The organism is Bacillus cereus group sp. N8 (genome assembly GCF_016483685.1).
GTDB lineage: Bacteria > Bacillota > Bacilli > Bacillales > Bacillaceae_G > Bacillus_A > Bacillus_A proteolyticus.
Genome location: NZ_JAEHBK010000155.1, coordinates 1 through 333, shown reverse-complemented (window position 1 = coordinate 333; position 333 = coordinate 1). Strand labels below are relative to the sequence as shown.

Here is a 333-nt window from a genome sequence, read left to right as displayed (position 1 = left end):
CCGCCCTTGCTTTGTGCGTTCAAAAAACTGAAGAAGAACGGCTTTTATGTACGTACAAAACATTGTACCGTTAAATACCTCAATAACCTGATTGAACAGAATCATAGGCATGTAAAGAGACGTTTTGCCAAATCAGCGGGATTTCAAAATCTTCGTCATGCTTCACGAACCATAAAGGGGATTGAAACGATTCAGGCCATATATAAACAAATACGAAGTCTTGAATCAGACTCCGTCTTTTCAGTGTACAAAGAAATACAGCAATTAGTAGCGATTGCTTAAAGTCTATTTCCAATCTGTAGACCTCTCTATATTTTTTCTAACTTTGCAACA

The 333-nt window shown here is 37.2% G+C and carries 1 protein-coding gene; it reads left to right on the top strand.

Going from position 1 to position 333, the window contains the following annotated elements; translation table 11 throughout:
• The coding region (locus tag JDS80_RS30820; protein ID WP_199640830.1) for a DDE-type integrase/transposase/recombinase at positions 1–282 on the top strand (282 nt) is incomplete at its 5' end.
• Between the last annotated feature and the right edge of the window lie 51 nt (positions 283–333).